This window comes from Microvirga sp. VF16 (genome assembly GCF_016864375.1).
Classification (GTDB): domain Bacteria; phylum Pseudomonadota; class Alphaproteobacteria; order Rhizobiales; family Beijerinckiaceae; genus Microvirga.
The window spans coordinates 21,567-38,859 of record NZ_CP069354.1; the positions used below are offsets into that span (position 1 = coordinate 21,567).

Here is a 17,293-nt window from a genome sequence, read left to right on the forward strand (position 1 = left end):
TGCTTTAGGCCTCCGAGACCTGCCGGCTGCTGCTACTTCACTTCGATCTTGGCGACCTGCCACGCCGAGCGCGCATAGTAGGTCTGGGTCTTGAGTTCGGGATTGCTGTCATAAGGATAGACGATGAAGAGCGGACCTTTGTCCCGCACGGGCATGTACTCGCCGTTGCGCTTGAGTGCGAGAATGACATTGTACTTCCCGAAATCCGCCATCGGGATCTCGGTGGCGTAATCGTTCAGCGCCACGACCGACACGCGATCTCCCTTCGCTTCGACCTGCTTCATCAGCTTGTCGAGGGAAACGCCCTCGAATTTGACTTTGCCCTCGTACCAGGGTGTCGTCGTCTCGATGGTCACGAGACCGAGGGACTCCAGCATCGCGCGATCGAACTGGGCCGTGTTGTCCTTGTTGGTCACCCCGATCTTGCCCGAGATGGTGAGGATCGGTCGCTCCTTGGGGGCGGCCAGCGACGCGGCATAGGCCACGCCGATGATTCCCAGGAACGCGACAAACGTTCCCAGCAGGCCCGTTCTCACCTTGGCGCCAAGCATGCGGATCCCCTACGGAAAAATTAATATAAGCGATAGAAGCACATAAAATTGATCAAAGTGTTACACAACTCTGCCTCGGAAGTAAAAGCGGCGAAACCGCCGGTGTTATTTTGTAATGGCATTTAAATCTCAAGGCATGAAATCCTAGATTGTGCCTGCAAAGAAAAACCGCCTCGCACGATGATGCGAGGCGGCTTCAGGTCTTTCGGGGCTAAAGATCGGCAGCCTTTAGAGGGGCTTGAGACCTGCCTCGATCTCGGCCCGGCGCGGCTCCAGGAAGGGCGGCAGGGCCAGGCGCTCGCCGAGCTTGTCCATAGGCTCGTCCGTGGCAAAGCCCGGACCGTCCGTGGCGATTTCGAACAGGATCCCGTTCGGTTCCCGGAAATAGAGGCTCCGGAAATAGTAGCGGTCGACCGGGCCGCTGGAGGGCGCCCTCAAGGACTGCAACCGCTCCCAGCATTCCTGATAGGTCTGCTCGTTGGGCGTGCGGAAGGCCACGTGATGAACCCCACCCGCTCCGGGCTGGGCCGGGGACAGACCGGGCTCGACCGCCACATGCAGTTCCGCCGCCGGGCCGCCCTCGCCCATCTCGAACACATGAACCGGCGTATCGCCGACGCGGTATTCACGGGCGGCGCGCATATCCATCGCTTCCGTCAGCACGCGGGCCGTGCGCTCGAGCTTCGGCACGCTGATCCGGATCGGCCCGAGTCCCCGGATCTGGTACTCGGCCGGCACGGGGCTGCGCTCCCACGGATGGACCTCGCCCTGCCCGCCATCGTCGACCAAGCTGAGGCGCTGGCCTTCGAAATCCTCGAAATCAAGCGTGAGCCGCCCGTCGCGCTCGACGATCTGCTCGCTGCTGATGTCGAGGCTCTTGAAACGGTCCCGCCACCATGCCAGCGCCTTCTCGCCGTTCACGCGCAGGGCCGTCTGAGAAATGCTGTGAGTGCCGCGCCGCTCGCGCCCGACCGGCCAGTCGAAGAAGGTGATGTCGGTGCCGGGCGAGGCTTTTCCGTCCGCATAGAACAGGTGATAGGCGCTCACATCGTCCTGGTTCACGGTCTTCTTGACGAGGCGCAGTCCCAAGGACTGCGTATAGAAGTCGTGATTACCCTTTGCATTGGCCGTCACAGCCGTCAAATGGTGAATTCCCGTCAGCTTCATGGTGCTGTCTCCATCAATGTTGCGATGAAGATAGACTTGCAAAGGTGCCGTTACGAGCCCGCGACACGCCAAGGCGACCTTGCCGAAATGCAAGAACGCCCCAGCCATGGGCCAGGGCGCTTGCAGAATTGAAAGAGATTGATCGCTTAGGCCGCTTTCCCGCGCAGGTCGTCCGGTGTGACGTCCTCCGGAATCGGGCAGAGATAGACCCTTCCGCCATTGCGCTCCTTCAGCTCGGCCTTGGCCCGGGCGATGAGATCCGGGTTGCGTAAGACATCGGCGGCGGTCGCGGCCATGGCCTTGGCGGCGAGCACCATGCCCTTGTGCGCGGCCGGCAGGTTGCCCTGAGTCACGAGCTGCCAGGTGTGGAATGGCGTGCCAATGGCAAAGCAGGCCGTGTGGCACTGCACCGTTGGCACAATCCAGCTGACATCGCCCACATCGGTGGTGCCCATCATGACCTCCTCGCGGGTCGGCATGGTGAGCACGCCGTCGTGAAGCACCTTGGTCTTGAGCGAGAGATCGTGCGGCTTCACGCTCGCGAGAATCTCCTCCTCGGTCAGCGCCGTCTTCTGGAGCTTCTCCGCAAAGGCGAGATCGGCCTCGTCGAAGTCGGGCGGTCCGAGGCGGCGCATGTTCTCGTACATGGCCTCCTGCAACGCCTTGTTGGGCAGAACGTTGGAGGTCGCATCCGTGATCTGCACCGTGACGGAGGTTTCCGTCATCAGCGCCGCGCCCTCCGCGATCTTCTTCACGCGCTCGAACAGGCGCTCCGCATCGGGCAGATGCGGCGAGCGCACGAGATAGAGCGATTCCGCGAAGGCCTGCACCACGTTCGGCGCATTGCCGCCCGTATTGGTGGTGGCGTAATGCACGCGCGCATCGGAGGGCATGTGCTCGCGCATGTAGTTCACGCCCACATTCATCAGTTCCACCGCATCGAGCGCGGAACGGCCCACATGCGGAGCCGCGGCCGCATGGGCTGCGCGGCCCTTGAAGCGAAAGTAAGCCTGGATGCAGGCGAGCGAGGAAGTGGTCTGCACCTCGTTCACCACGCTCGGATGCCAGCAGAAGGCGGCATCGAGATCGTGGAACAGGCCGGCACGGGCCATGAAGGTTTTGCCCGAGCCGCTCTCCTCCGCCGGGCAGCCGTAATAGCGCACGGTGCCGGCGATGCCTTCGGCTTCGAGTGCATCCTTGAGCGCAACAGCGGCCAGTGCGGAACCTGCTCCGAGCAGGTTGTGGCCGCAGCCATGGCCGGGTGTGCCCTTAACCGTCGGCACATGCTCGGTGCGGCCGGATTCCTGCGCAAGATCGGGCAGAGCATCGAACTCGCCGAGAATGCCGACGATGGGACCGCCTTTGCCGAATTCCGCAATGAAGGCAGTCGCCATGCCGCCGACATTCCTGGTGATGCGGAAGCCCTCGCGCTCCAGCATGGCGATCTGCTCCTGAACGGCGCGATGCTCCTCGAAGGCGAGCTCCGGGACAGCCCAGATCCGGTCACTCAGGGCGCAGTAATCTTCGGCCTTGGCATCGACATGACGGGCGACAGCATCAAGGCTCAGGCGGTCGTTGTGCATAATGTTATGAGGTCTCGCGAAATGGGATCGGCGCGACAATATCGAGGTTCGCTCCAAGGTGAAAGGGAGGAGGCCGTTCGCCTTTCGCAGTGCGGACTTTTAGACCGCTTCGTCCGCCACGCCCTTGCGCGCCGTAAGAAACCCGCCCGACTGACGCGACCAGAGGCCGGCATAGAGGCCGCCGTTCTCCAGAAGCTCCTCATGGGTGCCTTCCTCGACGATCCGGGCCTCGTCCATGACAATCAGGCGGTCCATGAGCTGCAGGGTCGAGAGACGGTGCGCGATGGCAATGACCGTCTTGCCCTCCATGAGGGTGGCGAGCGATTCCTGGATCGCGGCCTCGACCTCGGAGTCCAGCGCGGATGTCGCCTCGTCAAGCACCAGAATCGGCGCATCCTTGAGGATCACCCGGGCGATGGCGATGCGCTGGCGCTGACCGCCGGAGAGCTTGACGCCGCGCTCGCCCACATGGGCATCGAAGCCGCGCCGACCGCGGCCGTCGATGAGACGCTCGATGAACTCGACGGCATGGGCCTGACGCGCCGCCTCGCGCATCGCTTCCTCGCTCGCCTCTGGCCGTCCGTAGAGAATGTTCTCGCGGATCGAGCGGTGCAGGAGCGAGGTATCCTGCGTTACCACGGAGATCTGCGCGCGCAGGCTTTCCTCGCGCGCATCGGCGATGTCCTGGCCGTCGATCAGGATGCGCCCCTCCTGCGGCTCGAAGAAGCGCAGGAGCAGGTTGACCAGCGTCGTCTTGCCGACGCCGGAACGCCCGACGAGGCCGATCTTCTCGCCAGGCCGGATGGTCAGATTCAGCCGGTCGAGGACTTTGTCGCCGTCGCCGTAGGAGAAGCTGACGTCATCGAAACGAATCTCGCCGCGTGTCACCGTCAAGGGCCTGGCGATTGGCTTGTCCTGCATGGTGAGCGGACGCGAAATCGTCTTCATGCCTTCCTGCACCGTGCCCACGTTCTCGAAGATGCCCATGACCTCGAAGGCGACCCAGCCGGACATGGAGACGATCTGGGTGGAGAGCAGCAGGGCCGTCGTCATGGTGCCGGCGTCGATCCGGTTCGCGCTGAAGAGCCAAACCGCCACCGCGCCGGTCGAGACCAGGAAGATCGCATTGAGGAAAGTGAGCCCCGCCACATAGAACGTATTGATGCGTTGCTGGCTCATGAAGGCATCGGTGAGCCGGCGATAGCCCTCGCTGATATACTCGTCCTCGTCCTTCCGGCGCCCGAACAGCTTGACGGTCATGATGTTGGTGAAACTGTCCACTACCTTGCCGGTCACGGCCGAGCGCGCCTCGCTTGACGCACGCGACCGCGTCTGGATACGCGGCAGAGATACGGCCAAAAGCGTGGCGTAGAGAGTGAACCATCCGGCCATGGGCAGGGCGAGACGCCAATCCTGCGTGCCGAGAAGGCCGATGGAGGCCGCGCCGAAAATCAGGATCTGCCAGACGGCCCGGGCAACCGACAGAATCGTCTCGCGCAGGGGCCTTCCCGTCTGCAGTACCCGGTTGGCGATGCGCCCGGCAAAATCCTCCTGGAAGAAGCCCAAAGGCTGGCGCACCACGTGCCAGTAATTCTGCCAGTGGACCATGGTGGTGAACGAGACCGCAAGAGAATGGTTGACCAGGAGCCGGAACAGGATCGTCCCGAGCGGTCGCACCAGGAGGATGATCGCCCCCATGGCGATCAGCAGCGGCCCGGCCTCACGGAAGATGCCCTCAGGCGACGTATGCGCGAGGGCGTTGACCAAGCGGCCGATGAGATAGGGAATGAGCGCTTCGACGACGGCAAGCACGAAGCCCAGCGCAAAGAGTGCGAAGAACAGGCCCTTCGCCTGGGCGATGAAGTGCCAGTAGAAGCCCCAGAGATTGTCCGGCGGCGATTCCTCCGGGGGCTTTTTCCTGAAGTCAATCCGGGTCTCGAAGTAGCGGAACATCGGCACATCTCATCGTCATCGACCCGAATCAGGCGGGCGAGAGGCGCAATGATGCAACACTCTTTGTCCCTGGGGTGACAATCGCGCTAAGTTGATGACTTGTCCAACTGCGAAGACGTCCGAGAGACGGATAGAGCCTCTCTCAGACAAATCTGCTTAAAAACTACGGCAATGGGACAGTGTTCGGCGGCAGGCTACTCAACCGAATATCGTCGATGAAGAATTGGAGATGGTGTATCCTGTCTTAAATGCGTCAGGAGGTTGAAATGCCTCTTCTACTTTACCCTCCGATGCCTGGCGGAAACTGAGGATCTTGGCTCAGTTTATCTGCCCGATCTCACGGCAGCCCACGATGAGGCGCAGAGGATTGCCCAAGCCTTCGCAGCGAGAATGCCGGATGAGGGCTTGGACCCAACCCTGTGTGTCGTCGAAGTCGCTGACGAAAGACACCTGTTGGTCCAGGTGGTCCCGTTGAACGGATCGTGAATACATTTTCCAAAAAGGAGCGGTGGCTATATTCTTGGAGCTGGAGAACGGCCATGGTCGGGCTTGGGCCAAACTCAGTCATCTTGTGGGATACCCTGAAACTCTCAGCCGAGCCCTTGCGAGGGCGCAGCGATATCCTGGTCGTTGCTCAGGTGAAGGTGCAGAAGAACGGGCAAAGAGGCTCTGACGAGTATCGCATCAATTTTGAGCTCAACAGGCACCACGGCCTCGTGTCTCAGGATACTGAAGTCCTGATATCGGCCGCTGGAGCAGATGAGCCGCTCTGGAGATATTCAGGTCGCCGCGACCTTGTTGTGGCAATCAAGGATCGCTTTCTCAAAACGCAGTTATACTCACACGTCGCCGGTCAACTCGGCTGGATGCTTGACCCGCATGTTGATCTGATTCAGGCACCTTTAGACCCGTGATCCCATGAACAGGTGGGCGTCCGTATCGACCATCCGTCTTGATGCTCCACTCTTTGAAAAGCGCATCGTTGGACGCGGAAAACCGGGTCCACTTTTCGCACGATGCGCTAGCCCACCGCGAAGAGATCCCGTGTCTCGGGCACTTGCGGCTCCTCGAAAGCGTTCGGGTCGCCGGGGCCGGTCTCCCACCCAAGATCGGGGAGCGCGATGATGCGAAGCCCCCGCGGATCGTTGCGGGTCACGACGATGTTGCGACTTTCCATATAGGCGATGAGGCGCCGGGCGCGTCCGGGTGAGCGGCTGCCGCAGGCGCGGGCGATCTCGCCGTCGGGCGGGCAGGCCGAGCCTTCCATGGCCGCGCGGGCGATGAGCAGGAACACGCCCTGGATGTCTTCCGCCAGATCGGCCGCGAAGGCGACCGCGCGGTCCCATTCGGAACCTTCGGCGGTGGCCGTATCGACGCCGGCGCGGGCGACCGCAAGGCGGCGACGGAAGGCATTGAGGTTCAAGGGCTCGCCGGAAACGCGGCGGATGCGGCAGCGGACGAGGAAATCCTGATACAGAACGGCAACCGAGCGGAACGCGGCTTCCGGATCGTCGAGGATCTCGCGCAGGATCGCATCGAGGGCAGCCTCGCGCTCGGCCTTGGACTGCTCGTTCTCCTCAGGCTGCGATTCGGGCGCAGCTGCGGGCCGGGTGCGGGCGAGCTGGGCCAGAAGATCGTTGGTGGACGGAGCCGGAGGCGGCGGGGGTGCACGACGCGGCATGACCGGGCGGGCGACCACCTCGTCCTCGCCGGCCTTGAAGATGAGATCGCGGGCCTCCGCCTTCGGCTGCTCCGGCAACGGCATCAGCTTGAAGGTGCCCGTGCGGGTGGAGGTCTCGACCGCGCCGATACGGATCGGCAACGGGCGGCGCGAGAGCGCGGGCCCGAGCGCCACGAAGTGACCGCGCTCAAGATCGCGGAACATCTCGGCCTGCCGGCGCTCCATGCCTAAAAGGTCGGCAGCGCGGGCCATGTCGATGTCGAGGAAGGTGCGCCCCATGAGGAAGTTGGAGGCTTCCGCCGCCACGTTCTTGGCGAGCTTGGCGAGACGCTGTGTCGCGATGATGCCGGCCAATCCGCGCTTACGGCCGCGGCACATGAGGTTGGTCATGGCACCGAGCGAGACCTTTCGCGCCTCGTCGGACACGTCGCCTGCGGCGGCAGGGGCGAAGAGCTGCGCCTCGTCCACCACCACGAGCATCGGATACCAGTAGTCGCGCTCCGCATCGAAGAGACCGCCGAGGAAAGCGGCGGCGCAGCGCATCTGGGCCTCGGCGTCGAGCCCCTCCAGACTCAGCACCACGGAAACACGGTGCTGACGCACGCGGGCGGCGATGCGCTGCAGATCGCCCTCGCTGCGGGAGGCATCGACCACCACATGGCCGAACTTGTCGGCCAGCGTGACGAAATCGCCCTCCGGATCGATGATGGCCTGCTGGACGAGATTGGCGCTCTGTTCGAGGAGGCGGCGCAGGAGATGCGACTTGCCGGAACCGGAATTGCCCTGGACGAGCAGACGCGTCGCCAGAAGCTCTTCCAGATCGAGCAGTGCCGATTGTCCTCCGGGGGCGGAAGACGCCTGTCCCATGTCGATGCCGACCCTCATCAGCCTCCCTCTTGCCATCCTCGAAAACAACCCGGCCCGGTCCTAACACGGCAAGGCTTAAGGAAGTGCCGGGTCGGTGTCAGTCCTCCACAGGCGAAATAGGCTTTCCCCAGCCATGACGCCGCAGGTTTTGGGAAACCTGCCTGCTCCCCGACCATTAACTTTCGGAACGACCGTGGACCTCGATACAGGAGGGGATCGATGCCCGGCGAGCTTTCCGTCAGCCGCGTCCTTCATGCCGTTCCGGCCCTCGTTGGAGAAGAGCCAGGCTGGATTCCGGCTCCGGAGGCAGCAGCCGATCGGTCAATCATCCAGGAGGAAACCAACGGGTTGATGCTCCCGCCTGCCGGCGCCTCACGCGCCGAGACGGTTTTCACGACCGTCGGCATCGTCCTGCTGGTGATTCTCACCATCTCGCTTCTCTTGACCCTGGTACGCCATCACCGGCGATAGGCGGTTTGGCGATGCTTTAGTCACCCGCTCACGGGTTTCAGACCCGCCCGAACCTCACAATGGCCTCCCACAAAGAGAGCCCGAGCGAAATCCGATTCGACTTCCGAATCGATTTTCCCTATAATGACTGTCCAGTCAGTCAATTGATTGGTGAGGATGTCGTGACGGCACGGCAGCAGACGAAACGGCGGGCTCCGGCCCGGAGCGAGAGCGAACGTCAGGCCAAGCTCCAGACGATCCTGGATGCCGCCCTCGATATCTTTCTGGAAAAGGGATTTGCGGATGCCCGCCTCGACGACGTGGCCGCCAGGGCGGGCGTCGCCAAGGGCACCCTTTACCTTTATGTGTCCTCCAAGCAGGCCCTGTTCGAGGCACTGGTGCGCTCCGGCATCGGCGGTCCGGTCGGTCTCATCGAGCAGAAGATTCCGGATCCCGAGCTCTCGGCCGAGGAGCAGCTCAGGGCGCTTTTCCTGTTCCTAAGGACGGAGATCCTCGGTACGCGCCGTCGCGAGATCGTCCGCCTCCTCCTGATGGAAGCGAGCCGTTTTCCGGAACTGGCGGAGGTCTATCACCGCGAGGTGATTGCCAGAGGCTTAAGGATCCTGCGCGGCATCGCCGAACGGGGCGTCGCTCGAGGCGAGTTCCGCTCGGACGAGATCGTGCGGTTTCCGCAGCTCGCCATCGCGCCGGGACTCGTCGCCCTGCTCTGGACCAGCCTCTTCCAGCGCTTCGATCCCATCGACATCGAGGCAATGCTGGAAGCGCATCTGACGCTTCTGATGAAGGCGCTGAAAGGGCATCCGTCATGAAGGTCGCGCGGCTCATCGTCCTCGCCGTGCTGCTTCTCGCCGGGGGAACAGCCGCCTGGTTTTTCTGGCCGCGGTCGGACGGTACAACCCGCTTCCAGGGCTATGTCGAAGGCTATCTCGTCTTCATGGCGCCCGAGGAAGGTGGGCGCATCGATGAACTGACCGTCGATTCCGGAGATCGCGTGACGGAGGGCAAGCTTCTCTTCAGGCTCGATGCATCAGTACAATCTGCGCAGCGCAACGAGGCCGATGCCAAGCTGCAGCAGACCCGCGCGCAGCTTGCTAATCTTAAAGCAGCTCTCCAACGGCCAGAAGAGATCGCTGTTCTCGAAGCGCAGGAAGAGCGCGCGCAGGCGCAACTCAGCCTGTCGCAAGTGGAGCTCGACCGGCAGAGAACCCTGTTCGAGCGCGGCATCGCCGCAAAGGCACAATACGATCAGGCGAGAACCGCCTTCGAACGCGACAAGGCCGCGCTGGCCGAAGTGCAGCGGCAGATCCATGCCGGACAGATCGCGGGACGTTCGGGAGAGATCGGCGCGGCAGAAGCGGCCGTGCAGGCGAATGAGGCGGCTCTGGTGCAGGCGGAAACTCGCCTTGCCAAGCGCGAGGTGAAGGCCCCGTCCGATGCCCAGGTGCAGGACGTTTATTTTCGCGCCGGGGAGACGGTGAATGCCGGCCAGCCGGTGCTCGCGCTCCTGCCTCCGGCCAACCGTCGCATCCGCTTCTATGTGCCCGAGCCGTTGCTTGCCACGATCGCGCTCGGCCAGGTTGTCGGCCTCACCTGCGACAGCTGCAAGGAGGGGCTCCTGGCCCGCATCAGCTTCATCTCGAACGAGGCCGAGTTCACGCCGCCGGTGATCTTCAGCGAGCAGGAGCGGGCGAAGCTGGTGTTCCGCGTCGAAGCGCGTCCACTCGACGGAACCGATCTGCCCATCGGCCTGCCGGTGACGGTCACGCCCACCGAGCCGGAACCGCGATCATGACCCTGGATGCAGCCCCATCGCACCCTGTCGCGACGGAACCCGAGATCGTCATCGATGTCGAGGGGCTTACCAAATCCTTCGGTGGCCGCACTGTTGTGAAGAATCTCTCCATGCAGGTCCGGCGCGGGCTGATCTACGGCTTTCTCGGGCCCAATGGCAGCGGCAAGACCACGACCATCCGCATGCTGTGCGGATTGCTGACGCCCGACAGCGGGCACGGCACCTGCCTCGGCTACGACATCCTCACACAATCGGCCGAGATCAAGCGTCACGTTGGATACATGACGCAGAAATTCTCGCTCTATGCAGACCTGTCGATCCGCGAGAATCTCGAATTCGTCGCCAGGGTCTACAATCTCGAGGATCCGCGACAGGCCGCGCGCGACGCGATCCGCCGGCTCGGTCTCGAAAACCGCGCCGAGCAGCTTGCGGGCGAATTGTCCGGCGGCTGGAAGCAGCGTCTGGCGCTCGGCGCGTGCATTCTGCCCGAGCCGCAGCTTCTCCTCCTGGACGAGCCGACCGCCGGCGTCGATCCGAAGGCGCGCCGGGATTTCTGGGACGAGATCCATGCGCTCGCGCATGAGGGCATGACCGTGCTCGTCTCGACCCATTACATGGACGAGGCCGAGCGCTGTCACGAGATCGCCTACATCGCTTATGGCGAATTGCTGACGCAAGGCTCTGTTGCCGATGTCATCGCGAATGCGCATCTGGCGACCTACACCGTCACGGGCCCTGATCTTGCGGAACTCGCCGAACGCCTCAAGACGCTTGACGGCGTCGACATGGTCGCACCTTTCGGCATGGCGCTTCATGTGAGCGGGCGCGACAGCGAGAGGCTCGATGCAGCCACGAAGGAGCTGCGTGAGCGCGGGCCGCAGAGATGGGAGCCGGGCGAAGCGACGCTCGAGGATGTGTTCATCGATCTGATGAGCCGGTCGAAGGACAATTTCGGATGAGCGCCGGAATCAGCGATGTCGATCGCCGCACGCGGGGCATCAAGGCGTCGCTGATGCGCCTTCGCGCTGCCTTCATCAAGGAGTTCATCCAGCTGCGGCGCGACCGCATCACCTTTGCGATGATGATTATGATCCCGCTCCTGCAGCTTACCCTGTTCGGCTACGCAATCAACACCAGTCCACGGCATCTTCCCACCGCCGTTCTCGTGCAGGATGACAGCGCGTTTGCGCGCTCGTTCATCGCGGCGATGCGCGCCACCGATTATTTCGACATCTCCATATCGGCCACGAGCGAGGAGGATCTCGACCGCCTGATCCTCTCCGGCAAGGTGCTGTTCGGCGTGCAGATCCCGGCGCATTTCGGGCGCGATCTCATGCGCGGCGAGCGCCCCGCTCTTCTCGTCGTGGCCGATGCCGCCGATCCGACGGCGACGAGTGGTGCCGTTGCAGCTCTCCAGGGGCTCTCGGCGCAGGTCTTCTCCCGCGAACTCACCGGCCCTGCAGCAAACCTTGCGCCCCAGCCGCTGCCCTACGAATTACGTGTGCACCAGCGCTACAACCCGGCGGGCGAGACCCGCCTCAACATCGTGCCCGGCCTCATGGGCCTGATCCTGACGCTCACCATGCTGGTCTTCACGGCTTTGTCCGTTACCCGGGAGATCGAGCGCGGCACGATGGAGAGCCTGCTTGCCATGCCGATCCGCCCGGTCGAGATCATGCTCGGCAAGATCACACCCTATCTGATGGTCGGCGGTGTGCAGATGACCATCATCCTTGTTGCCGCAAGGCTCCTGTTCAACATTCCGGTAATCGGGAACCTCTGGCTTCTCATCGGCCTGACGCTGCTGTTCATCCTGGCGAATCTATCGATCGGCTACACCTTCTCGACCATTGCCCAGAACCAGCTTCAGGCGATGCAGATGTCGTTCTTCTTCTTCCTGCCCAACATCCTGCTCTCCGGCTTCATGTTCCCGTTCAAGGGCATGCCCGGCTGGGCGCAGGCCATCGGCGAGATCCTGCCGTTGACCCATTACCTGCGCATCGTGCGCGGGATCATGCTTAAAGGCGCGACCTTCACCGACCTGCAGACCGACGTTCTGGCGCTCGCAGCCTTCACCCTGTTCGCCATGGGCGTGGCGGTGGCGCGCTTCCGCCAGACGCTGGACTAGCGGATTGAGCATCGGAATTGATCCCAAAAGTGCAATCCACGTTTGGTTCCAATGCTCTGATGATCAATCGGCCACCGCCGCCTCGGCGGCCTTGATCGCGCTGCCGCGCAGGGGCCGCTCTTCGAGGGCGAGGAGAAAGGCGAGCGAAAGCCCGAAGCCGATGACGGCCGCCATGAACACGTAGCTGAACACATCGGCCAGATCGACGCCGCTCTGGGCCGCGACCGCGCTCAGGGTCTCGAAACTCGTCGCACCGCTCAGGCCTGACGCACCGAGCACGATGGCGCCGAAGATCGCCACGATGAAGGCACCGCCGAGCGAACGGAAGAAATTGGCCGTGCCGGTCGCGGTACCCATCTGGTGCGGAGCGACCGCGTTCTGGGTCGTCACCATGGTGACGGGCAGGACCGTGCCCAAGCCCACGCTGATCACGGCCAGGATGATCTCGACGGTGAGGATGGACAGGGAAGGCCCATAGACCGCGAGCACGCCCGTGGTCGCCATCGCCACGAGAAGGCCGGCGGTGGGAAGCCGCTTGTAGTGCTTCACCTTCGCCATGCTGCGGCCGGACATGGTCGCGCCGACCACCGTTCCGGCCATGAGCGGAATGAGCGCGAGACCCGACGCGCTTGCCGAGAGGCCGCGTACGGCCTCGAAATAGACCGGCAGATAGATGGTGAGCCCGATATAGGTGCCCATGGCGAAACAGGCGGCGAGCACGGCCATGCGCACCACCGGATTGTGCAGCACCCCCGGCGGGATCAGCGGCTCGGGCGCGAGGCGCATGCGAGTGGCGAACAGCCCCCAGAGCACGAGCGACAGGGCAAAGAGCCCGAGGATCGGCCAGGAGCCCCAGGGATAGCGCAACCCGCCCCAGCTCAGGGCCAACAGCATCGCGACGGTGGCCGCCACCAGGAGAAGCGCGCCGAGCAGATCGAGCTTGTGCGGGCGTTCGAAGCGCGGGAGCTTCTTCAGGGAGTGGAAGGCGATGGTGAGAGCGAGCAATCCAAGCGGCAGGTTGATCCAGAAGATCACCGACCAGTGCAGATGCTCTGCGAAGAAGCCGCCCAGCACCGGTCCGAGCAGGCTCGAACTCATGAAAACGCTGGCGAAATAGACCTGATAGCGCCCGCGCTCCCGCGGCGCGACGATGTCGGCGATGATGGTCTGTGCCAGCGCGATCAGCCCACCGCCGCCGATGCCCTGCAGGCCGCGCGCCAGAATGAGGACGATCATGTTGGGTGCGAGCGCGCAGGCGATGGAGCCGATGATGAAGATCACGATGCCGATCAGCATGGTGACGCGCCGGCCATACGAATCGCTGAACTTGCCGTAGAGCGGTGTCACGGCCGTGGAGGTCAGAAGATAGACCGTCACGATCCAGGGCAGGTGCTCCAGATCGCCGAGTTCGCGGCCGATAGTGGGAAGCGCCGTCGCGATGATGGTCTGGTCGAGCGCCGCCAGGAACATTGCGAGCATCACGCCGAGGATGATCGTGCGGATTTCGGTGTGGCTCAAAGCAGGTGTCGGATTTCCCCGCAGGCTCTCGTTCGTTGACTGGTCCATCGTATCCATCGCGTGCCGGAGAGCCCATCTAGAGGAGACAAAGCGGTTTTGTCCGACCCTCGGTTGCAGGGCAGATATGCGTTCGAACCGCAGATTGATCTAAAGTATAAGGTCCATCCACAGGTTCCGCGTCTTTTCATTGTCAGGTGGAAATCTCGCCTCTGGCGTCGGCCGGCGATGTTCCTCTATTGTTCGCGCCATGGCAATCCGCACCAAGTTCTCTCTCGCTCAGGCCCGGCGCATTGCCCTGGCCGCCCAGGGGTTTCACGAAAGCCGACCGAACGCGGCGACCAAGCGCCATTTGAGCCGTGTGCTGCAGCGCTCGCACCTGCTCCAGATTGATTCGGTCAATGTGCTGGTGCGGGCCCATTACATGCCGCTCTTCTCGCGAATCGGCGCATATGACCGGGGCCTGCTCGAAAAGACGGCCTATCACCGCAGGAAACGCGAAGCCTTCGAATACTGGGGTCACGAGGCTTCGCTGATCCGGCTCGATCTGCAACCCTATTTCCGCTGGCGCATGGATCGCGCCAGGCGGGGCGAGGACATCTATGGCGGACTTGCCCGGTTCGGGCTGGAGAAACGCGCCTTCATCGAGGAGGTCCGCCGCGAGATTGCGGCGCACGGCCCCATGGCTGCGGGCGAGCTTTCAGGGGGTCACAAAGGCCAGGGCTCTTGGTGGGGCTGGAGCGACGGCAAGCGGGCGCTGGAGTGGCTGTTCTGGGCCGGCGAGGTGACCACCGCCACGCGGCGTGGATTCGAACGCATCTACGACCTGCCCGAGCGGGCTCTGCCCTCCGAGATCGTGAACGCCCCGACACCGGCCGAAGACGAGGCGCAGCGCGAGCTGCTGCGGCTCTCCATCCGCTCGCTCGGCATCGCGTCCGAGCGTTGCCTGCGCGACTATTTCCGCCTGGAGCCGCGGGACGCGAAGGCGCGAATCCCCGAACTCGTGGAGGCGGGCGATCTGGTCCCTGTCACCGTCGAGGGCTGGAACGGGCCGGTCTATCTCGACCCACAGGCCAAGATCCCGCGCCGTGTCGAGGCGAAAGCGCTTGTCTCGCCCTTTGACCCCATCGTCTGGGAGCGTACGCGCACGGAGCGCCTGTTCGATTTCCGCTACCGGATCGAGATCTACACACCAGCCGAGAAGCGCGAATTCGGCTATTACTGCCTGCCCTTCGTGCTCGGCGAGAAGATCGTCGCCCGCGTCGACCTCAAGGCCGACCGGGCCGCGGGCAATCTCATCGTGCACTCGATTCACCCGGAGGCCGCCGTTGCTCCAGACGAGATCGCACCTGCGCTCGGCGACGAGCTGCGCCTGATGGCCGAATGGCTCAACCTCGGCAGCATCACCGCGCCGAAGCCATGGCGGAAGCGGCTGGAGGTGTGACCTACCGGGGTGTCATTCCCGGCCGGAGCGCAGCGAAGGGGAAGGGAATCCACTTGCAGGCACTGCTCTATGGATCCCCTTCCCTCGCCTTCGGCTCGCCGGGAATGACACGGGCAACTCTCCAACCCTCGTCAGACGTCTCAAACTTTCCTATCTCATGGGACCATGAACTCGCTTCTCGCCCCTGCCACGCGCCTGTGGCTTCGCCTGCGGCTCAATGAAATCGGCCCGCTTCTGTCCTTGTCCGCCTGCGGTTTCTTCGCCTGGGCCTTCATCTCGCTGGCCGACGAGGTGCGCGAGGGAGAGACCCACGCCATCGACAGCCAGCTTCTGCTCGCTCTGCGCGACCCGCAGAACCCGGCCAATCCGCTCGGGCCGTCCTGGATCGAGGAGGCTGCGCGGGACATCACCGGCCTCGGCGGCTATGCCATCCTCACCTTCCTGACGCTTGCGACCCTTGCCTATCTCCTGATGATCGGCAAGCGCGGTGCAGCCCTTCTCGTGCTGTTTGCCATCGTCGGCGGGATGCTGATCTCCACCGGCCTCAAGATCGGTTTCGAGCGGCCCCGGCCGGATCTCGTGCCGCATGCGGCCCGCGTCTATACCGCGAGCTTCCCGAGCGGCCATGCCATGCTCTCCGCCATCACCTACCTGACCCTGGGAGCGCTGCTCGCGCGGGTCGAGAAGAGCAAACGCGTCAGCGCCTTCATCATGACGCTCGCCATCGTCGTGACCCTGCTCGTGGGCGTCAGCCGCGTCTATCTCGGCGTGCACTGGCCGAGCGACGTGCTTGCCGGCTGGACCGTCGGCGCGGCCTGGGCGGCTCTGTGCTGGTTCGTGGCCTTGCAGCTGCAACGGCGCGGCCAGGTGGAAAAGCCGGGCGAGCTCGCGCCCACATCCGACGCGAAGCCGGAATGACCCAGGACGACAAGCCGGCCCGCAAGCCGCCGCGAAAGGTCACGCCCGCCTATCTGCAGCGCGCGGCGCTCGCCTATCTCGAGCGCTATTCATCTTCCGCCGAGAACCTGCGCCGCGTGCTGCGGCGCAAGGTGGACAAGCGCTGCCGCCTGCGCGGCGAGGAACCGGCTGAGTTTCACGAGATGATCGATGAAGTGGTGGCCAAGAGCCTGCGCAGCGGTCTCATCGACGATACCCGCTATGCCGAGGCCCGCGTCGCATCCTTACGCCGCCGCGGCGGCTCGGCCCGTGCGATCCAGGCCAAGCTCTCCGCCAAGGGCGTCGACCGCTCGACCATCGCGGCCGCCCTGGAAGGCGAGGAAGGCGACGAGCAAGAGGCCGCCCGCGCCTTCGCCCGCCGCCGCAAGCTCGGACCGTTCAGACCCGGCGAGCGGGCGCCCTATCGCGACAAGGATCTCGCCGCCATGGCGCGGGCCGGCTTTCGGTTCGACGTGGCGCGGGATGTGATCGACTCGGAGCAGGACGACGAGCCTGACATTTCATAGGCCGCTGTTTTACCCGGCTATTATTGACAAGTTAATTTAACCCGGATAAAACTCGCCGACATTCGACAACGGCGAGGACATCATGGGCGAGCCAATCAAGACATACACGGCCTTTGCGGGCCCGCGCCTGATCGCTTCGGGCCCCCTCGCCGCGGTTGCCAAGGCAACCAAGACCGTTCTCGACGAGGGCGAGAGCGCGCCGGTGCTCGTTCTCGACGACGAGACCTGTCGGGTCGTTGAGGTGGATTTTCGCGGCACGCCCGAAGATGTGCTGAAGCGGCTGGGTGAGGTTTCCGACAAGCCCGAGCCCCGCGGCCCGGGCCGGCCCAAGCTCGGCGTCGTTGCGCGAGAGGTGACCCTGCTGCCGCGGCATTGGGAATGGCTCAATGCCCAGCCTGGCGGTGCGTCCGTTGCGCTGCGCAAAGTGGTCGAGGAAGCAAGGCGCAGCAACGAGTCCAAGGATCGCGTACGGCAGGCCCAGGAGGCGCTCTATCGGTTCATGTCGACTCTCGCCGGTGATGAAGCCGGTTTTGAGGAAGCCTCGCGCGCTCTCTTTGGCGGAGATCAGAGGCTGTTCAAGGCTCTGATCCAGCTCTGGCCGAAGGACCTTCGAGCCCACGCCGAGAAGCTAGCCGGCGCGGCATTCGCGAGCGAGTCGTCTGAGGCGTGAGGCGATAG

17 protein-coding genes are annotated in these 17,293 nt (G+C 63.7%); 11 read left to right on the top strand and 6 right to left on the bottom strand.

The features are described 5' to 3' along the window. Positions 1-32: 32 nt before the first annotated feature. The 4 genes from JO965_RS00125 to JO965_RS00140 all read right to left on the bottom strand — a co-directional run bounded on the left by JO965_RS00125 (position 33) and on the right by JO965_RS00140 (position 5,254). Positions 33-551, bottom strand: a complete 519-nt coding sequence (locus tag JO965_RS00125; RefSeq protein WP_203441722.1) for a molybdopterin-dependent oxidoreductase — start codon at positions 549-551, stop codon at positions 33-35. 228 nt (positions 552-779) lie between these two features. Next, positions 780-1,718, bottom strand: coding sequence for a ring-cleaving dioxygenase (locus JO965_RS00130; protein WP_203441723.1), 939 nt, complete (start codon positions 1,716-1,718; stop codon positions 780-782). A 146-nt stretch (positions 1,719-1,864) separates the two neighbouring features. Next, positions 1,865-3,301 (bottom strand): M20 family metallopeptidase, encoded by a 1,437-nt coding sequence (locus JO965_RS00135; RefSeq protein ID WP_203441724.1) that lies wholly within the window; start codon positions 3,299-3,301, stop codon positions 1,865-1,867. 99 nt (positions 3,302-3,400) lie between these two features. Further along, positions 3,401-5,254, bottom strand: a complete 1,854-nt coding sequence (locus tag JO965_RS00140; protein ID WP_203441725.1) for an ABC transporter ATP-binding protein — start codon at positions 5,252-5,254, stop codon at positions 3,401-3,403. Between the two features lie 261 nt (positions 5,255-5,515). Here JO965_RS00140 and JO965_RS49245 point away from each other — a divergent pair, with 261 nt between their 5' ends. Next, positions 5,516-5,740 (top strand): hypothetical protein, encoded by a 225-nt coding sequence (locus tag JO965_RS49245; RefSeq protein ID WP_371826823.1) that lies wholly within the window; start codon positions 5,516-5,518, stop codon positions 5,738-5,740. A 53-nt stretch (positions 5,741-5,793) separates the two neighbouring features. Beyond that, positions 5,794-6,168 (top strand): hypothetical protein, encoded by a 375-nt coding sequence (locus JO965_RS00145; RefSeq protein WP_203441726.1) that lies wholly within the window; start codon positions 5,794-5,796, stop codon positions 6,166-6,168. A 107-nt stretch (positions 6,169-6,275) separates the two neighbouring features. On the opposite strand, the gene JO965_RS00150 is transcribed toward JO965_RS00145, so the two are convergent. Further along, positions 6,276-7,820 (bottom strand): ATP-binding protein, encoded by a 1,545-nt coding sequence (locus JO965_RS00150; RefSeq protein ID WP_203441727.1) that lies wholly within the window; start codon positions 7,818-7,820, stop codon positions 6,276-6,278. A 201-nt stretch (positions 7,821-8,021) separates the two neighbouring features. On the opposite strand from JO965_RS00150, the gene JO965_RS00155 reads away from it, so the two are divergent. The 5 genes from JO965_RS00155 to JO965_RS00175 all read left to right on the top strand — a co-directional run bounded on the left by JO965_RS00155 (position 8,022) and on the right by JO965_RS00175 (position 12,193). Beyond that, positions 8,022-8,273, top strand: coding sequence for a hypothetical protein (locus JO965_RS00155; protein ID WP_203441728.1), 252 nt, complete (start codon positions 8,022-8,024; stop codon positions 8,271-8,273). Between the two features lie 161 nt (positions 8,274-8,434). Further along, entirely contained in the window at positions 8,435-9,082 is a 648-nt protein-coding gene (locus JO965_RS00160) for a TetR/AcrR family transcriptional regulator (protein WP_203441729.1), read from the top strand. After that, positions 9,079-10,065, top strand: coding sequence for an HlyD family secretion protein (locus JO965_RS00165; protein ID WP_203441730.1), 987 nt, complete (start codon positions 9,079-9,081; stop codon positions 10,063-10,065). The genes JO965_RS00160 and JO965_RS00165 overlap by 4 nt, the downstream gene beginning before the upstream one ends. Further along, positions 10,062-11,024, top strand: a complete 963-nt coding sequence (locus JO965_RS00170; RefSeq protein ID WP_203441731.1) for an ABC transporter ATP-binding protein — start codon at positions 10,062-10,064, stop codon at positions 11,022-11,024. The genes JO965_RS00165 and JO965_RS00170 overlap by 4 nt, the downstream gene beginning before the upstream one ends. After that, positions 11,021-12,193, top strand: a complete 1,173-nt coding sequence (locus tag JO965_RS00175; RefSeq protein WP_203441732.1) for an ABC transporter permease — start codon at positions 11,021-11,023, stop codon at positions 12,191-12,193. Before JO965_RS00170 ends, JO965_RS00175 begins: the two co-directional genes overlap by 4 nt. 63 nt (positions 12,194-12,256) lie before the next feature. On the opposite strand, the gene JO965_RS00180 is transcribed toward JO965_RS00175, so the two are convergent. Continuing rightward, entirely contained in the window at positions 12,257-13,768 is a 1,512-nt protein-coding gene (locus JO965_RS00180; RefSeq protein WP_203441733.1) for an MDR family MFS transporter, read from the bottom strand. Positions 13,769-13,964: 196 nt separating this feature from the next. Here JO965_RS00180 and JO965_RS00185 point away from each other — a divergent pair, with 196 nt between their 5' ends. From JO965_RS00185 to JO965_RS00200, 4 genes are all read left to right on the top strand, one after another. Further along, positions 13,965-15,152, top strand: coding sequence for a winged helix-turn-helix domain-containing protein (locus tag JO965_RS00185; RefSeq protein ID WP_371826898.1), 1,188 nt, complete (start codon positions 13,965-13,967; stop codon positions 15,150-15,152). A gap of 165 nt (positions 15,153-15,317) precedes the next feature. Further along, complete coding sequence (locus JO965_RS00190; RefSeq protein ID WP_203441735.1) at positions 15,318-16,070, top strand: phosphatase PAP2 family protein; 753 nt, start codon at positions 15,318-15,320, stop codon at positions 16,068-16,070. Beyond that, complete coding sequence (locus tag JO965_RS00195; RefSeq protein WP_203441736.1) at positions 16,067-16,615, top strand: regulatory protein RecX; 549 nt, start codon at positions 16,067-16,069, stop codon at positions 16,613-16,615. The genes JO965_RS00190 and JO965_RS00195 overlap by 4 nt, the downstream gene beginning before the upstream one ends. Before the next feature lie 82 nt (positions 16,616-16,697). Then, the gene (locus tag JO965_RS00200; RefSeq protein ID WP_203441737.1) at positions 16,698-17,285 is read left to right on the top strand and encodes a DUF2239 family protein; all 588 of its coding nucleotides are present in this window, start codon (positions 16,698-16,700) and stop codon (positions 17,283-17,285) included. Positions 17,286-17,293 lie beyond the last annotated feature (8 nt).